The sequence below is a fragment of the Campylobacter concisus genome, from assembly GCF_002913765.1.
Lineage (GTDB): Bacteria > Campylobacterota > Campylobacteria > Campylobacterales > Campylobacteraceae > Campylobacter_A > Campylobacter_A concisus_BB.
Genome location: NZ_PPCH01000022.1, coordinates 39,543 through 56,640 on the forward strand (window position 1 = coordinate 39,543; position 17,098 = coordinate 56,640).

The following is a 17,098-nucleotide window of genomic DNA, read 5'->3' on the forward strand; positions in this document are numbered from 1 at the left end:
AATGAGCCGTTTGTCCTTAAGCAAGAGCGATTTAAAGAGTGGTTTAAATTTGCTAGCTGCTCTTAAGGACAAAGAGCTCTTTCACTACGCAGCAAGCCTTAGTTTTCACACGATCTTATCGATCATACCGATACTTCTTATATCGTTTTCTATCTTTACAAAACTTCCTAGCTTTGAGGATTATTACGCCAAAATTCAAGACTTTGTCTTCTCGGCTCTTTTGCCAAGCAACCAAGAGATCATCTCAAACTACTTGCAAAATTTCCTCCAAAATAGCGGAAATTTAGGCATAGTTGGCTTTGTGGCGATGATATTTACTTCAGCTATGTTTTTTAGCGATTATGAATACGTAGTCTTAAAAGTGACAAGAGCTAGTAAGGCTAGGGGATTTTGGTCGGCACTTAGCTCGTACTGGACGCTTATCACGCTTGCACCGCTCGGACTTGCTGGCAGTTTTTATCTCTCAAGACTTGTGCAAGATATGCTAAACTCGACTAAATTTACAAGCTGGATAAATTTCTTAAGCATCGTGCCATATCTCATCATCTGGGTGATATTTTGCATCACATATCTCATCTCTGTAAATGACGAGATAAAATTTAAAAGCGCATTTTTTAGCTCGTTTGCAGCCTCGCTCGTTTGGTATCTTGGCAAGTCAGCCTTTGTCTATTATGTCCTTTACAACAAGACCTATCTAAGCGTCTATGGCTCATTTTCAGCTGTGCTTTTCTTCTTTGTCTGGATCTACATCTCGTGGATCATCTTTTTATATGGGCTTAAATTTTGCGCCTATCTCTCAAATAGCTCTAAATTTAAAGGATAAATTTATTGCCAGCTGGCAATTTGTAAATTTACCAGCTAGCATGATTTGTATTATTTTACGTGAAATTTTATGTATCTAGCGTTTAAACTCGCAAATTTCTATCTTTATATCAAGCTCTTTGCTAAATTTACTAACAGCCTTTTCAAGCTCGTCTTTGTCAAAGCATATAAGATCAACATAAGAGTGCTTAGTGCCAGTCGCTGCGCCCATGCCCTCGCAAAAAGTACTACCTTCAAGCTCATCTTCTATCTTATTTTTACTATCAACGCCAAACTGGACGTCGCCGCCGTGATACAATACTAAAAAGCAGAAATTTATACCAAGCTCGTAGGCTTCATTATAGATATCGCTTTTGCCGTCATAGTACTCATTTAGTAGCGAGGTTAGGCTCGTATAGCCCATAAATACATCATCTCTTAGCGCATCTGAGCGAGGCTCTAGCTCGTAAAAGCTAAACTGCTTTAGCGGCTCGCTTGATGCCTCTTTGCCAAATTTATCATCTATAAGATCGGCAAAGTCGGTAAGTGCGACGCCTTTTTCTCTTGGCTCATCTACGATCTCAAACTCCCCAAGCGTGTTTATCATCGCCGTCTCGCCAACAACGTTGTCGCAAAGTATAAAAGCTAGTGTGTAGGCCTTATTTTCATCTTCGCTTTTTAGCTTGCTTAAAGTCTCGTTGTATAGGCACATATCCACGCTTTTTTCTTCAAAATTTGCATAGACCATGACCTCGTTTGCATCAACACTCACGCCATACATCTGTATAGTTGCTACTTCGCGTGGTGCACGTGGTTTGCCAAGCGTGCAAGTAAGCTTTGCCTCATACTCTTTTGGCATGCGTGATTTGATAAATTTAAGCCAAAAAAGCCTATATTTCATCCCTTCTGGGGTGAGCACTAGATCGATCTTGTCATTAACAATACCTATCATAAAGGTTGGATCTACTAAACATAAATTTAGCGCCTCTTCAGTCATTTTGCTCGCTGTATCGTACTCTTTATCCTCTAAATTACGCTTTATAGCATCTAAATTTTTACCAAGCTCGCTCCAAAATTTATCAACCCTACTAGCAAAGCTAGAACTCTTTTTAGAAAACCACATCTTTATCCTTTTTGTTAAAATTTTCAACATTTCTTTGCGTATAAATTTTCATCGATGGAAACTCTAACGCACTTAGTTTATCAAAACCAACTTCGTTAAAAACACAGCCTGTGTCGATATCTGCGCTATTTTTATAAAATTTTACCTCTCTTACTGGCGTGTGTCCATAGACGTTAAATATGCCACTAACTTGCAACTCATCGCCTCTGCCTGAGAGTAGGTGCCTTTTAAACTCTTCGCTAGCATATTTGTCGTTTCTTAGCTCCCACATATTGCCAACGGCTGAGTGAGAGACGACTAGATGCTCGCCATTTTGGGTTTTATAATCTTTAAATTCCAGATAAACTGGCCTGCTTTCTAAAAAATCCACATGCCTTTGCTTAAACTCTACGCTTTGTCCAAGATAAGATCTATATGTCTCTTCGCCGCCGTTTCCAAAGAACCAGCTCCTGTCAAATGGAACTTTGTTGTTTAAAAATTCAAATTTATTGCTAAGTAGCCTTCGCTCGTGATTTCCCATTACCATTTTATAGTCATTTTGCATGATAAGCTCGACCACGTCGCAGCTAAAAAGCCCCCGATCTATCACGTCGCCAACAAAGCAAATTTGAGATCTTTCTTTGTTTGGAAACTGCTTGATAAGCTCTAAAAGCGTGTTAAAACAGCCGTGAACGTCGCCGATAATGTAAATTTGCTCGCTCAAATTTTCTCCTTTGCGCCAAATTTTAGTCTATTAAACTTAAAAATAAAGATTGTTATTTGCTGATAAATTTAGAAAGAAAAATTATTTATGAAATTTAAAGCAGTAGGGGGCAAAACCCCCTAAAATCATTGTGCGTAAAAGCCGCTAACCTTGCCAGTAAGGTCAATCATGATGTTTTTCATCTGAGTGTAGTGCTCAAGGATGATCTTGTGTGTCTCACGGCCGATACCTGAGTTTTTATAGCCACCAAATGGGCTTCCTGCTGGAATTTGGTTGTAAGTGTTGATCCAAACCCTGCCAGTCTCCATAGACCTTGCAACGCGAAGCGCTTTTGTGATGTCTTGTGTGAAAATTCCGCCACCAAGGCCGTATTCGCTGTCATTTACCATTTTGATAAGCTCGGCTTCATCTTTAAATTTGATGACAACGCCAACTGGTCCAAAGATTTCCTCCTGAGCCACTCTCATATCGTTTGTCACATCAACTAGCAGCGTTGGCTCGACAAATGCGCCCTTGTCGCAACCATTTGCGGTGTAGGCTTTGCCGCCGACTGCCACTTTTGCGCCTTCTTTTTTGCCGATCTCGACGTAGTTTAAGATTTGCTCAGCTTGTTTTTTATTGATCTGAGAGCCCATTTGAGTGCTAGGATCTAGCGGATCGCCAACTTTTATAGTGCTAAATTTCTTAACCGCAGCCTCTATAAATTTCTCATAAAAGCTCTCTTCTACAAAAATTCTCGATCCCGCGCAGCAAACTTGACCTTGGTTAAACAAAATTCCAAGCTGAAGACCGTCAAGCGCCTTGTCTAAATTTGCATCGCTAAAGAAGATATTTGCGCTCTTACCGCCAAGCTCAAGTGTGGCTGGGATGATACGGCGAGCCGCAGCTATGGCGATATCACGGCCGATCTCGGTTGAGCCAGTAAATGCTAGCTTATCAAGACCTGGGTGGTTTTTGATCCACTCGCCGCTCTTGCTGCCTCTGCCGGTTACTATGTTTATAAGCCCTTTTGGCAAAATTTTATCTATCAGTCTAAATAGCTCAAGCACGCTTAGGCTTGTCTCGCTTGAAGGTTTAAACACGCTCGCGTCGCCTGCTGCGATCACTGGAGCTAGCTTCCAAGCTGCCATTAAAAATGGAAAATTCCAAGGCACGATCTGACCCACGACGCCTATTGGCTCGCGTAAAACGATAGAGAGTTGCTTCTCGTCAAGCACGTTTGCGCTGCCTTCTTCGCCCATGATAACGCCAGCAAAGTACCTAAAATGCTCTGCTGCAAAAGGGATATCGACATTTAGCGTCTCACGGATTGGCTTGCCGTTGTCCATGCTTTCAACTTTTGCTAAGTGCTCTTTGTGCTCATCGATGATATCAGCGATCTTGTTTAAAAGCTTTGCACGCTCGCTAACTGTGGTGTGTTTAAATTTATTAAAAGCCTCACGTGCAGCACGAACTGCGTCATTTACATCTTCTTCGGTAGCATCAGCGATCTTTGCAAGGTGCTCGCCGTTTGCTGGATTTTTGGCATCAAGTGTAGCGCCGTCTTTTGCGTCACGCCACTCACCATTTATGAAAAGCCCGTATTTTTCAAGTAGTTTCATACTTTTCTCCTTGATTAAGATTTTGTAAAAGGATTATAATATTAATAAAATTTATCAAAAATAAATTTTGGATATAAATTCTCTTTTTTAATAAATTTTATTATTTAGAGTAGGGTGGTTTTAAATTTAACTCTGCCAAGTGAGTAAAAACGTAGTCTCGCCATCAAGCTCGCTTGTGCATTTTACGGCGATGCCATTTTTCTTGCAGCACTCTTTGACTAAATTTAGTCCTATGCCAAAGCCGCCTTGATCGTCGTTAAATCTCGTGTAGCGATCAAAAATTTTCATCTGATCCTCTTTGCTTATGCCGCGTCCAGTGTTGCTTATGCTAAAGAAATTTGGCTCTAAAACGATGCTAACCTTTGAATTTGGCGCTGCGTATTTTGAGGCGTTGCTTAAGAGGTTGTCTAAAATTTTACTCACATCCTCAAGGTCTGCGTTTATGAAGCTTGGCTTTAGGCTAGCATCTATCTTAAGCCCGCGTTTAGCAAAAAATGGCGAGAAGTAGCTAAGTCTTTGTGTGGTTAGTAAATTTAGATCGATTAGCTCTTTTTTGCTTGGTTTATCTAGGTTAAAGCTTAGATGAACGAGCGCGTCATAGATGCTGCCTAGGCTCTTTGCAGCAAGACTGATGTTGTTAAAACGCTTTAAATTTCGCTCATTTAGGTTGTTGCGATCAGCCGTTTCTATGCTCATCGAGATGACGCTTAGGGGCGTGTTTATCTCGTGAGTTGAGTCTTTTATGAAGTGATTTAGCGTATCTATCTTTTCATAAAGCGGTCTTAGGCTTAGTTTTGCTAGATAAAAGGCGACAAAGAGCAGGGCAAAGAGGAAAAATGCAGCCTTTAGTGTGGTCGAAATTTGCAAGGATAAAATTTCGCCGTTGATATTTTTGCCAACTAGAAAGATGTCTGCGCGTGCGAGCTCGTCTGTGGCGTTGTCCTCCATATACTGGATCTTTTCAAAGATCGCTACCTTGCCGTCTATCAAATTTACATTTTTGCCTTTGTTGATATTTTTGCACTCAAAATCTTTATAAATTTTCTCACCATTCTCCAGCACGATACAAGCATGTACGCCCTTTTCGTTTGTGAGGCTTGAGACCGAGTCTAGGCCATTCATCCTGGCTTTCATATATATGCCCATCTTGATCTCTTTTAGGCTTTTTACCTCGTTTAAGATGAGTGCTTCTTTTTTATTTTGGTAGTCGTGTATAAAAAAATAGCTCAAAAATAGCACAGAGCTAACAAGATAGAGGGATAAAATTTTAAATAAAATTTGCGTCTTTTCAGACATAGATGTAGCCGTCTCCACGCTTGTTTAAAATGGCATCTTTGCCTAAAATTTGGCGTAAATTTTTGATATATACACGAAGGCTAAGCTCGCTTGGCTCCTCGTCAAATTTCCAAATTTTATTAAAAATTTCATCTTTGGTTAAAATTTTGCCCTTGTTTTGCAAAAATAGGGCGAGCAGGTCGCTCTCTTTGCTCGAGATATTTACATTTTCGCCGTTTTTACTTAGAGTTTTGCTCTGTGGGTGAAAGCAAAGATCATCTAAAATTTTGATATCTTCGCCGTTTTGGTGTGAGAAATTTCTTTTTATGAGAGCTTGCATGCGGATAAGTAGCTCTTTTAGCTCAAATGGCTTTTTTAGATAGTCATCGCAGCCGCTTTTGTAGCCTTTTTCAAGGTCGTCTATGGTGTTTAGCGAGGTGGTAAATATGCTAGGTGTTGTGACGCCAAGCTCACGTAGCGATGAAAGTAGGGAGAAGCCGTCGCCTTGCGGGAGTTTGACGTCTAGTATAAGTAGGTCAAAATTTCGCTCGTATGCAAGATCTAGTGCGTCTTTGGCATTGTTTGTAGTGGTGACATCGTAACCATTTTCGCCCAGATACTCGCTTATTAGATCAAGTAATGTTTCATCATCTTCAACAAGCAAAATTCTGACCATCAAGTGCCTTTACATGCCTTTTTTCATTTCGTCTTTCATGCCCATGTCGTCTTTTTTCATACCCATGTCATCTTTTTTCATTTCGTCTTTCATACCCATGTCGTCTTTTTTCATACCCATGTCGTCTTTTTTCATACCCATGTCGTCTTTTTTCATTTCGTCTTTCATGCCCATGTCTTCTTTTTTAGCTTCGTGTTTTTTGACAGGATGTTTTTTAGACATATCATCTTTCATCATCTGCTCTTTCTTCATCATCTCATCTTTGCCCATCTTGTCCTTTTGCATCATTTCAGTAGCATTTGCAAGACCGCCAAACATAAACATAGCACCAAGTGCAACTAAGATTAACTTTTTCATAAAGTCTCCTTTAAATTAAATTATGTTGCAATTGTAGTCACTTAGTGTGAAATAAGTGTGAATTTACGCAAATACAAAATAGATAACTGGAAGCGTGATAAATGAAAAAAGCACGCCAATAGCAACTGATGAGATGGCTAGTGAGCTATCAAGTCCAGCTTTTATGACCATCGCACTTGCAAGAGCTGATGTTGGCATCGCACATTGAAAGAGACCAACGACCCAAGTTTTGCTCATCTGGATGCCTGAGACTTTTAATATGATGAAAAATACGATAGCTGGCAATATCATCTTACACAAAAGCACGACGCTAACGCCTTTATATGAGCTTGTGATACTGCTAAAGTTAAGACCAACGCCGATCGCAAAAAGTGCCACTGGGGTGACGCTACCTTCAAACATCCTAAGTGGCGCAAAGATAAAATCTGGAAGCGGGACTTCTTTTAAGACAAGACCCATAATGAGCGCGATAAATGGTGGAAATTTTAAAATTTTCATTGTATTTTGAAATAGCGAAACCTTCTCAGGTGCGGCAAAAGATAGGATGAGTGGTCCAAGGATCGAAAGTGGGATACCAGTGGCTATTTGATCATAAAAGATGACCTCATTTACCATCGCATCGCCAAAGAAGCCCTGAATGACAGGCATACCGACAAATAGTGTGTTACCAAAAAGGCTTAGCATGATCATACTGACGGTTGTTATTTTGGTAAATTTAAAAATCTTACCTATGACAAATGCCAAAGCGGCGCTAATGGCGGTTGAAGCAAAGCCAATAAGGATCGTGTTTATAAGCGAGGCATCGACATTTACGTGGTAAATTTTATCAAAGATTAGCGCAGGCATTGCAAAACAAAGGACAAAATCCACAAATGGGATCGAGTGCTTTTGCTCAACAATGCCGACTTTTTTAGCAAAAAAACCAGTTGCGATTATAAAAAATATTGCAAAAAGTGGTGTGAAATTCATAGCAGTCTCTTTTAAGTTTGGAATTTACAAAAAATTGATTATATGCCCCAAAAGATTAAATTACAATAAACTTTTTCAAAAATTTATTGTCTAGTTTGTGTTTAAAAGAGCTTTTTACACAAAATTTATCTTTTTACTTTTTATTTTGAAGTAACTTGCAATATAAAATTTTATATTTGTATCTATATTTTAAATTTATTCGTATTTTTGTTTTTTAAATTTGATGTAGTTGAGAAAAATTTAATGGTGCCCGAGGTCGGACTCGAACCGACACAAGGTTGCCCTTATCAGATTTTGAGTCTGGGGTCTATACAAATTACAACTAACTATAACTTTTTATAAAAGCCCTGTATATCGCATTTTAAAAACTGTCATAATTTTTTTGTAAGTGATAAATATATATAATATGCTATAAAAGTGTGTACCCTAATGTGTACCCTAGTAAAATTTTAGGCGAAATAAAATGGCGGATAAGCTTATAAAGATAGACCTTGATAATGCAGATTGTAAAAATATATACTTTGTGAATAATGATGATTTGTTTAGCGGTAAGACGATAAGAAAGGCTCCGACTTATATCAATAGGGATTATAAAATAGTTTTAAGAATTACTATCGTAAATATAAGTGGTATGCGAGTTCAAAACAAAAAGACATTTTCATTTAGTAAAAAGATTACATTTTTACAGGCTATAAAAGAGGTGGCTTCAAAAAGGGAGGGGTTATTAGCGAAGCTAAAAGAAGGTAAGCATAAAGAGGTAAAAGTGCGAATACCTACGCTAAGTCAAGCGTGGGACAGATATATGGCTATGAAGAAAAATCAACTATCGGCAAATACGCTCGCTTCTTATAATCTCTTTACGCAAAAGTGGCTTCTGTCTGATAGCAATCTAGCTAAAAAGCCGATAACTCACATCACGACTGAAATGTTGCAAAACATCGTAAATAAAATGCTAGATATGGGTAAAAGTCCTAGAACATCGCAGTCTGTTAAAGAAACCCTAAGACCGATGTTTAATCTATATGTTTTAGATGGCACGCTTAAAACAAATCCAGCCACGCTTATACAGATACCAAAATTCGACAACCAAATCAATGTCGAACTAGATGAAAACAAGCTAAAAGAGCTATACGATACGCTTTATAGCTATCCAGTTGAGCCGTTTAGAAGTATTTTCGTGTGGCTCTCACACGGTAGGCGACTAAATGAAGTTCTTAGTTTGGAGTGGCGAGATATAAATTTTAGTAGCAAAACATATAATATAAGGTATGAGAATAATAAGGTAAGAAAGCCGATGACTTATAAGCTAAGTGATGAGCTTATAAATACGCTTAAAAATATCAGTAGGCGTGATAGTGGGTTAGTGTTTCACGCAGTAACTGATAAAGATAAAAAGATGGATAAAGGCACCATCAGGGGCCATTGGCAAAAGCTTATAAAAAAACTTGGGATAAAAATTCGCATTCACGATTTGAGACATTTGATAGGTGGAGTGCTTGTTTCAGAAGGCAAGACATTAGAACAGATAGCTTCTATCTTGGGTCATACGACTACGAGCGTAACCAAACGCTATTCAAAAGTGAGACGCGAAGTGGCGGCTGAGAGCCTAGATGAGTTTTTTAAAAGGGTAAAAAGCAATTAAATGCACATATCTCTTAAAAAATTTAGCAGTTTAAATATTTTTTTATATCACTTTTCTTGCTAATTAGGTAGGATATTGAGCCATAATAACACGAAGCACTTTGCACAAGTTGTTCTATATTTATAGGAATAAATGCAGATCCGTGTTTATCCCCAAGCTCTTCTTTGTGATTTAATTTTAGTGTTTTTATAATATTTGGTATATTGCTGTTTAAATATCCTAATAAATCATCTCTCTTGATGATTAAAATTTTATCTGGCATACTATTGTCTTGTATTAATTTATTATTATAAAAAAGAATAATTACGGCATCTAAATAATCGACCTGAAAGTATTTACCTACTTTATCTACTTTAAAGCCATAAAACGATTCAAAATTTTGAAATATTGTATGGTTATGATAAAAATTATTTCTACATCCAATGGAATATGCTGAAACAAAATCTATTCTTAAATCACCATATTTTAAAAAATCCTGTGAATACTGAACATCAATTCTAATGTTTTTATCGCCGGCTAACAAATCTACATTTGTTATATTATTAAGATTGTTTGGCTTTGCTACTATATCAAGTTTTTTTAAAATTTCTATTGCTAAGTTTTCAGAATATCTTGTGTTGCTTACCATATAATTACTCATATGCTACTCCTATACTTTTAAGAATATTTTTTTTATGGTTATTTTAAGTTCTCATATACTTTTTGAATTAAATAATCTTTATCGTCGCTTTCGAATATAAGACTAGCAAATTCTAAATTGTGCTCATTTGCATTTATGATATTTTTAATTAACTCTTTTTGGTATTGTTTGCTTGCTTTGCCACGCCCTAAAGCCCTATGGCAAGTTGGGCATAATTTTGTTAAATTTTCTATAACATCTAATTCTTTTTCTTTACCTACTGATACGAAATGGTGAATTTCTGTATAATATCTCTCTGGGAATTTTCTCAGTAAGAAACTTCTGTCTGCAATGTTGTATTTGTTTTTACAAGCAGCACATTCATCTTTTGTTTGGTATCTTACGATTTGTGTTATATTCATATTTCTTTTAAAATCATTGCTTATATCTTCGTCAAAGTTTAGCTCTTTTCTAAGGTTGTTAATATCTCTTTCCGTTAAGTCGTTATCCAAAATACGAGTAGAGTAGAAGTTTATTCTCTCTTGAAAACTATTTTGGTTAAATGCTGGCGCTTCACAATCAAATTTATAGTATCCTTTTTCACTATCTACATAATTAATTCCAAAATTTTTCTTTACGATTTCTGCTTTATAAATATTCATAAGCCCCATTTTTTCTAAGTACCAGTACAGATTTACTCTTAGCTGGGTGTTTCTACGATTTTCGCCAGAGACATATTGAGCTTGTAAATTTCTAAAATTTATATTTAAAACATTTATAGATAAACCTATATTATCTAGAAATAGACTTATTCTTTTTAACTCTGGAATGCTGTTATAAAAATAATCCTGTGCTAATAATGGTCTTGTTGTGTCAATGCTTCCCCTTAACTCGAAAAACGCTCGTGTAAATTTTTGTCTATCTTGTAAGGCTTTATTGTTGCTTGTAAAGTCGCTTAATAAAATTTTAGTATAAAGCCTAGCAAAAAATTGGTGCTGGGTTAGCCCTAGGTCATTTTCTAGAACAAATACAAATTCTGCTCTCTTTATATTTTTATTGTTATTAATGTGCCACTGAGAGATTTCACTTTGAAAATTTAGTCGCTCCAAATAGTCAATTTTGCTTTTTTTGTAAAAGGCTTCATCTGGTACATAAGATGATGTCTTGTATGTGGATAGAGTATATATAAGAGTATTGTCATCTGTAAAGCAATACCTGCCATAAAAAGCACCGAGCAAAAATGGCATTTCTGTTTTAGATGTTAAAAAATCCGATACTTTTAAATATTTCATATTCTATCCTTAGTTTTTTGTAATTGTTGGATTTTATAAAAAATAAAGAAAATATACAATAAAATTGAGGGACAAAAAAGTTATCCCTCAGGAGTATGGCAGTGTATAGAATTTTGGATTTGTTCTGCGGAGCTGGTGGTTTTTCATATGGTTTGGAGCAGAATAACGGGTTTAAAACTGTTATAGGTCTTGACTTTGAAAAAGCAGCAATAGATACATTTAGTTATAATTTTAAAGAAGCGGTTGGTATTTGCGGCAATATAACAAATAAAGAAGTTAAAAATAGGGTTGTAAATTTAGCAAAAGAGTTAAAAGTAAATATGATAATAGGTGGTCCGCCTTGTCAAGGTTTTAGTTTAAAAGGTAAAAATTTAGGTCTTGATGATGAGAGAAATTTTTTATTTTTAGAGTATTTAGAGCTAGTAGAGAGAGTAAATCCAGAAATTTTTATAATAGAAAATGTAAAGAATTTATACAATGCAGTAGGTGGTTATTTTAGAGAAGAGATTATAAACAAGATTAAAAATATGGGCTATGCAGTAAATTGCAAAATTCTAAATGCAAAAGATTATGGTGTTCCTCAAAATAGAGAAAGAGTTTTTTTTATAGCACATAAAGAGTTATTTTTGGATTTTCCAAGTAAAAGTAGTAGCTTAGTAAATGTAAGAGATGCCATTAGCGACCTTAGCTATTTGGAAAGTGGAGAAGGGGCAGTGGAAACAGACTATAAAATGAAGCCACAAAGCGAATATCAAAAGATGATGAGAGCAACTAAATTGCAGTATCATATAGCATCTAATCACTCTAAAATGGCAATAAACAAGCTAAAAATGATACCACCAGAATGCGGTAAAGAGCATTTGCCACAACATCTACACGGTAAGCAAAAATTCTCTACAACCTGGGGTAGATTAGTCTGGGATGATGTTAGCCCTACGATAGATACCAGATTTGATACTCCAAGCAACGGTAGAAACTCGCACCCAGTGCTTCATAGAGCAATAACACCAAGAGAGGCTGCAAGAATTCAGAGTTTTAGCGATAATTTTTACTTTAAAGGGACAAAAACACAAGTGTGTAAGCAGATAGGAAACGCAGTTCCGCCGTTACTAGCCAAGGCATTAGCAGATAGTATTGCAAACCAAGTAAATCAAGAACAGCGTATAGAAAAAAACTTCACTATATACAATTCAAATGCCTACTCTATGGTGGAGAGTTTTATAAAACAAGGACTTAAAGTAAATCATATCATTACAGACCCACCTTATAATATCTCAAAAGATAATAACTTTTCGACTATGAATAAAGCAAAACGACAAGGGGTTGATTTTGGAGATTGGGATAAGAACTTTGACCTTTTTAGTTGGATAAAAAGCTATTCTAAAATTTTAGACAATAATGGTTCTTTTATAATTTTTTGTTCTTATAGGTTCTTAAGTCATATTTGCGATACTCTTGAAAATAGCAATTGTGAAGTTAAGGATATCTTGGTATGGCAAAAAAGCAATCCAATGCCTAGAAATATTGACAGAAGATATGTTCAGGATATGGAATTTGCCGTTTGGGCGATAAAAAAAGGTGCAAAATGGGTTTTTAATAAACCAGATGATAAAAAATACCTACGTGCAATATATACAGCACCTGTTGTCAGTGGCTCTGAGAGAACAGAGCACCCAACCCAAAAAAGTTTAAAGGTTATGCAAGAAATAATGCAGATACACACAAACGAAAACGACTTGGTGCTAGACCCTTTTATGGGGAGTGGCAGTACAGGTGTTGCCGCTATTAACAATGGTAGGAAATTCTTAGGCATTGAACTATCTGAAAAATACTACAATATAGCTTTAAATAGATTAAGTAATCAATCACTTTTGGTATATTAATGGAAGCACAGCAGACTACGTACGGCTTTGTTTTATATATCGCTTGCACCTTGTTTTACAAAACGTCTAGGTCTGCCTTTGTTCGTCTTTTTAGGTATTAAACCACGTCTTAAAGCTTTAATACTACTGCCGTCAGGTGTGGTTATGCTTTGTTCGCCTTTGCAAAGATAGCTAACTACATTTTGCTTTAAGATTTCTATCTTTTTATGGTCGTCGTAGTTAATCCTGCCTGTCGCATTGTGTTTGTATTCGTTTAAGTTACAGTTATGATATGCACCTTTACCTTTGGTAATGACATCGTTCCAGTATCTGCCTATCTGATTGGCTTTATTTGCAGCATTTTGCTCTTTGTGTTTTTGTCCGTTAATGAAAAACAAAGCGTGTGCGTGTAGGTGGTTGTTTCCTTTATCACCTTGTTCTATCTTAATGATATATCCTTTGATGTTGTCAAATATGGCATTGCTACGCTTGTTAGAGTTAAGATGATTTATATCATTACTAAAACTTTCTAAGCTTATCTCATCTCTGCTTTCTTGTTTGTAATATAAATCAAGTCTAACTATGTCTAGTCTAGAGTTAGTCTCTATCATCTTATCTATATATCCGTTTAAACTCTCTTGTCTTCTTTGTATCTTTCTTTTCTTAGACATCTTATATCCTTTATATTTAATTTATATTTAAATTAAATAATATTTATTAAGCTAAATTCTAAACTCTTGACAGGGTGGAGCAGGTGTATATAAAATGAAGCTTAAAATATTGATGTTTTAAATATCAAAGATATACAGAGTTATGACAAAAAATAAAATGGAGATACAAACTGGGGTATTTGCCCCAGTTTTGAGTATTTAAAATTTCAATATAGTTAAAATCTTTTTCATTGTTTGTGATAAGCGTTAGATTATTTGCTATGGCGGTTGTTGCTAACTGCATATCTATCTCGCCTGCGTTTCTATTTTTATCTTTTACTGCTGTGGACTTTTGCGTAGGCTTTGGCATGCGTATAGCCATGGAGCCACCACTTTTAAATATCTTTGCTGTTCGCATTTTAAGTCTTTATATATATTTTTAAAAGTATATACAAATAAATATAAAATTTAACGAAAAAATAAATACACTCAAAGCCTTTTTAGACTTTGAGTGTATTGCCTACGCGGCATTTGCGATGGTTTTATACCATTGCTTTGTGCTATTATCCCACTTAAAACCAAGTAGCTTTATCTCGTCTCTTTTGGCAAACACATCTTTGCCATTTAGTAGTAAAAAGCCGTCTTTTTCTATCGCTTGTAAGCCTAAATTTCGTAAGGCTATTTGGTCGTTTGCTTGTCTTTGGGCTTGTATCCTTGCGCTTTGAGTTGGCTGTGTTTTGTTTTGTTGTGTTTGACTTTGTCTGCTTTTGTCGTAAAGCGAGTTACCAAACTGATTGCCAAAGGTTCGTAAGCTCCTTTTTAATGCATCTGTTACTGCTTCTTTGGCAGCGTTTTCGTGTGCGTCCGCTGGGCTTCGTGCCACACCAGTACCAAAGCCTACATCTTGACGGACTACAAAACTAACGTGGTCTATGCTAAAAACTTCAACTTTTACTATCGCTTTATAGCAGATAACTAAATTTTGATTATTGTTTATTTCCTGCGATACTTGTTCTAGTGCCATGATACTATAATTCCAATTACCAAAGCCAAATATGGCATTTGCACTCTCTATAACATCAAAGCCTTCTAAGTATGAAAGGCTTACGTTGGCTTTTTGTCTAGTTTTTATCCTGCTGGTGTCTAGCTTGCTGGCTAGAATTTCACTCTGCTTTTCGTTAAACATCTTTGCTCTCCTATACTGCCACCGCAAATGGCTCATCTAGTGGCGAAATCTCAGTTATTTTAGTCTTTGTTTCTCGCTTTTGATTGATTTTAACCCTAGCTGGTGTTATGGTTCTAGTGCTTAAAACTTCGGCAAATTTGCTTATCTTGGATCTTTTATCGCCTTTTAAAGCTTGCTCGACGGCTTCTAAGTCAAGCTCATGCTTAACATAGCCAAGCGTTAAAAGTGCGTTTTCGTCTATAATTTTTACTTCGTCCTTGACCCTTACACTCTCTTTTGTTAAGGTTAGTGATGATATGATATTACCGTCAATTCTGTCAATGCCATTTTCCATAAAAATCTCAGCCGTGATTTGTTTAGCGATATTTAAGGCTTGTGCTAAGTTTCGTTTTAGTTCTCCTAGCTCTTGTATATCGCGTGATATGCTGTCAATTTTATTTTGCACTTCGGCTAGGGATAAACCTACATAGTCGCACTTTTTAAAGTAGCTTGTGCTTGTATCTTGTAAAATACTTCTAAGATGCTCTTTAAAATATTGCGTTGGCTTGTCTGGACTTAACCGTTCTATATCGGTTTGTAGTTGAAAATTTAGTAGTTTCACACTATTTCCTTTTATGCTACTTGTCTGTTTGCTGTTGATTTTATCTTGGCGATATTTTCTGCTAGACTCCAAAGTCTTTGATTTATCTGCGTATCAGTGCTGATAGACTTTATTTCCTTACTTGTAAAACGCCTATTTGTCTGCGTATTTGTGCCGCTTAGATTACCTCTGATGAGGTGCTCTTGTATGGTGTTAAACGTAGTATATAAGTCGTCTTTTTCATCTTCTACCCTATGTGGTACTAACAAATCGTTAAAATCAACTTGTAAATGACTTTCAAACCTAAGCGGTATGACTGCTTTTGCAAAACTAGCTTTGTCATCTTTGCTTAACTCTATTTTGCTAAACAAATCTATCTTATCTAAAATTTGATGCTTAGCTTGGGCTATATGCTCAATGGCAAATGACACGTCATTATCTCTTTCGCCCAAATGCCTAATCTGATACGAGCCAAAAATTTCATCAGCTACCACCAAGCCATTAGCACACACAAACCTAAACACACCCAAGCTTATACTAAAACTTTTGCTTCTATCGTGAGAGTTAAAGAGCAAAAGCTCAACTGAATTTTCGCTAGGCTTTAAAAGGTCATCTAGGTGGCGAAACCTAACGCAATGTTTTTGAAAGCCGTCTTTTTTCTCGTCTCTCACACTTGCTTCGCTAACACCTACTGGATACCACGAATGCTCTCTAATAGCTTCTATAACATCAATTGTAGATATAAAGTGATACTTCTCACTTGCTTCAAAATATGGCTCGTCCGCAAACAAAGACGGAGCCAACTTCTCTAACTGCTCGTTACTTAATGCTTCGTTAAAAATTTTCATATCTTATCTCCTGTGTTCTTGTCCAAATTTTCTTTTATAATCTCTGCGACAGCTATCGCTATTGTTAAGATTAAACCCATTTTACACTCCTTGTATATTTATTTTTGCCTTTTTGTTAAATGAAAAAATTCCAAAACCTAAAACCCTAAAATTAGCCACTTCTAGCTCGACAACGTCAAAGCTCATATCTGTTGTCTCCACATATTTTGCGTACTAATTTACAAAACAGCTCTTTAAGCCAAGACCTTCGCTTTCTCGGATAAAAGCAACCCTTTTTCATTTTTGCTCCTTTTAAAAGATATTTGGCGTATGCCTATATAAATAATATATAATTGAAATTTTTTCACTTTGCAGTTTTGCACCACTCCTACGGCAAATAACGCCGCAGGAGTGGATCTGCACTAGGCAGAAAATACTTTTGTAATGTAATATGTTTGGGATTGTGTATAAAATTAGGTTATGAAAATTTTGGTTTAGTTTAGGGCGGCTATGGTATTTTTCTCTAAAAACATTATAAGCACCTGTCTGCTTATAAAATTCTTAGTGCCTATCTTGACAACTTCTATCTCTCTATTGTAGATTAGCTTTTTTAGCATATCAGATTTTATCAAGCTCATGTCTTCAATATCCTTTATGCTAAATAGCAAACCCTTTGGGAGTAATAAATCATAGTCTGTGTAGTTTTCCATTTTAAAATCCTTAGATTTGATTTTATCAATGGAAGTGTGTTTGTAAAAATAAAAAAAATATATAACTTTTATTTACGTTATATATTAATATAACAATAGTATTGTATTTTATATTTAGATAAAATATGGCTAAATAGTTGTATTTTTATATATATTTTATGCTGTGATATATTTTTATAAAAATAGAAACAAAAAATAATAAAATTACTTATACATAGATATTTA

Annotated in this window: 18 protein-coding genes and 1 pseudogene; 4 read left to right on the forward strand and 15 right to left on the reverse strand. The window is 36.0% G+C overall.

The features are described 5' to 3' along the window. Position 1: 1 nt before the first annotated feature. The gene (locus CYO89_RS06000; protein ID WP_103597559.1) at positions 2 to 823 is read left to right on the forward strand and encodes a YihY family inner membrane protein; all 822 of its coding nucleotides are present in this window, start codon (positions 2 to 4) and stop codon (positions 821 to 823) included. Between the two features lie 75 nt (positions 824 to 898). Here CYO89_RS06000 and CYO89_RS06005 read toward each other — a convergent pair whose 3' ends face one another. The 7 genes from CYO89_RS06005 to CYO89_RS06035 all read right to left on the reverse strand — a co-directional run bounded on the left by CYO89_RS06005 (position 899) and on the right by CYO89_RS06035 (position 7,505). Beyond that, a complete protein-coding gene (locus tag CYO89_RS06005; RefSeq protein WP_103597561.1) occupies positions 899 to 1,924 on the reverse strand; it encodes a hypothetical protein in 1,026 nt (341 codons plus the stop codon). Beyond that, a complete protein-coding gene (locus CYO89_RS06010) occupies positions 1,911 to 2,627 on the reverse strand; it encodes a metallophosphoesterase (protein WP_103597563.1) in 717 nt (238 codons plus the stop codon). Before CYO89_RS06010 ends, CYO89_RS06005 begins: the two co-directional genes overlap by 14 nt. A 125-nt stretch (positions 2,628 to 2,752) precedes the next feature. Continuing rightward, positions 2,753 to 4,228, reverse strand: a complete 1,476-nt coding sequence (locus tag CYO89_RS06015; protein WP_103597564.1) for an aldehyde dehydrogenase family protein — start codon at positions 4,226 to 4,228, stop codon at positions 2,753 to 2,755. 126 nt (positions 4,229 to 4,354) lie between these two features. After that, entirely contained in the window at positions 4,355 to 5,524 is a 1,170-nt protein-coding gene (locus tag CYO89_RS06020) for a sensor histidine kinase (RefSeq protein WP_103597566.1), read from the reverse strand. Next, positions 5,517 to 6,179 (reverse strand): response regulator transcription factor, encoded by a 663-nt coding sequence (locus CYO89_RS06025; protein WP_002940533.1) that lies wholly within the window; start codon positions 6,177 to 6,179, stop codon positions 5,517 to 5,519. The genes CYO89_RS06020 and CYO89_RS06025 overlap by 8 nt, the downstream gene beginning before the upstream one ends. Positions 6,180 to 6,188: 9 nt before the next feature. Then, on the reverse strand, positions 6,189 to 6,536 hold the full coding sequence (locus tag CYO89_RS06030) for a pyruvate kinase (protein WP_103597568.1): 348 nt from the start codon (positions 6,534 to 6,536) through the stop codon (positions 6,189 to 6,191). 63 nt (positions 6,537 to 6,599) lie between these two features. Next, positions 6,600 to 7,505: an AEC family transporter gene (locus CYO89_RS06035; RefSeq protein WP_021088201.1), complete on the reverse strand. Its 906-nt coding sequence runs from the start codon at positions 7,503 to 7,505 to the stop codon at positions 6,600 to 6,602. Positions 7,506 to 7,968: 463 nt separating this feature from the next. Between CYO89_RS06035 and CYO89_RS06040 the strand changes: the two genes are divergently transcribed. Continuing rightward, positions 7,969 to 9,147, forward strand: a complete 1,179-nt coding sequence (locus CYO89_RS06040) for a site-specific integrase (RefSeq protein WP_087578710.1) — start codon at positions 7,969 to 7,971, stop codon at positions 9,145 to 9,147. A gap of 22 nt (positions 9,148 to 9,169) precedes the next feature. On the opposite strand, the gene CYO89_RS06045 is transcribed toward CYO89_RS06040, so the two are convergent. Next, a complete protein-coding gene (locus tag CYO89_RS06045; RefSeq protein ID WP_087578711.1) occupies positions 9,170 to 9,787 on the reverse strand; it encodes a hypothetical protein in 618 nt (205 codons plus the stop codon). A 38-nt stretch (positions 9,788 to 9,825) separates the two neighbouring features. Further along, entirely contained in the window at positions 9,826 to 11,058 is a 1,233-nt protein-coding gene (locus CYO89_RS06050) for an HNH endonuclease signature motif containing protein (RefSeq protein ID WP_087578712.1), read from the reverse strand. 95 nt (positions 11,059 to 11,153) lie between these two features. Between CYO89_RS06050 and CYO89_RS10595 the strand changes: the two are divergent. After that, a pseudogene (locus CYO89_RS10595) lies at positions 11,154 to 12,185 on the forward strand (DNA cytosine methyltransferase); the annotation flags it as partial. A gap of 78 nt (positions 12,186 to 12,263) precedes the next feature. Then, the gene (locus CYO89_RS10600) at positions 12,264 to 12,941 is read left to right on the forward strand and encodes a DNA-methyltransferase (protein ID WP_223155820.1); all 678 of its coding nucleotides are present in this window, start codon (positions 12,264 to 12,266) and stop codon (positions 12,939 to 12,941) included. A gap of 32 nt (positions 12,942 to 12,973) precedes the next feature. Here the strand turns inward: CYO89_RS10600 and CYO89_RS06060 are convergent, their stop codons facing one another. From CYO89_RS06060 to CYO89_RS06085, 6 genes are all read right to left on the reverse strand, one after another. After that, entirely contained in the window at positions 12,974 to 13,591 is a 618-nt protein-coding gene (locus tag CYO89_RS06060; protein WP_087578713.1) for a YagK/YfjJ domain-containing protein, read from the reverse strand. Between the two features lie 124 nt (positions 13,592 to 13,715). After that, positions 13,716 to 13,988, reverse strand: a complete 273-nt coding sequence (locus CYO89_RS06065) for a hypothetical protein (RefSeq protein ID WP_087578714.1) — start codon at positions 13,986 to 13,988, stop codon at positions 13,716 to 13,718. 102 nt (positions 13,989 to 14,090) lie between these two features. Then, positions 14,091 to 14,756: a Rad52/Rad22 family DNA repair protein gene (locus CYO89_RS06070; RefSeq protein ID WP_087578715.1), complete on the reverse strand. Its 666-nt coding sequence runs from the start codon at positions 14,754 to 14,756 to the stop codon at positions 14,091 to 14,093. 10 nt (positions 14,757 to 14,766) lie between these two features. Next, entirely contained in the window at positions 14,767 to 15,357 is a 591-nt protein-coding gene (locus tag CYO89_RS06075) for a siphovirus Gp157 family protein (RefSeq protein WP_087578716.1), read from the reverse strand. An 11-nt stretch (positions 15,358 to 15,368) separates the two neighbouring features. After that, the gene (locus tag CYO89_RS06080) at positions 15,369 to 16,184 is read right to left on the reverse strand and encodes a DUF932 domain-containing protein (protein WP_087578717.1); all 816 of its coding nucleotides are present in this window, start codon (positions 16,182 to 16,184) and stop codon (positions 15,369 to 15,371) included. 473 nt (positions 16,185 to 16,657) lie between these two features. Further along, positions 16,658 to 16,873, reverse strand: coding sequence for an FAD-binding protein (locus CYO89_RS06085; RefSeq protein WP_087578718.1), 216 nt, complete (start codon positions 16,871 to 16,873; stop codon positions 16,658 to 16,660). Positions 16,874 to 17,098 lie beyond the last annotated feature (225 nt).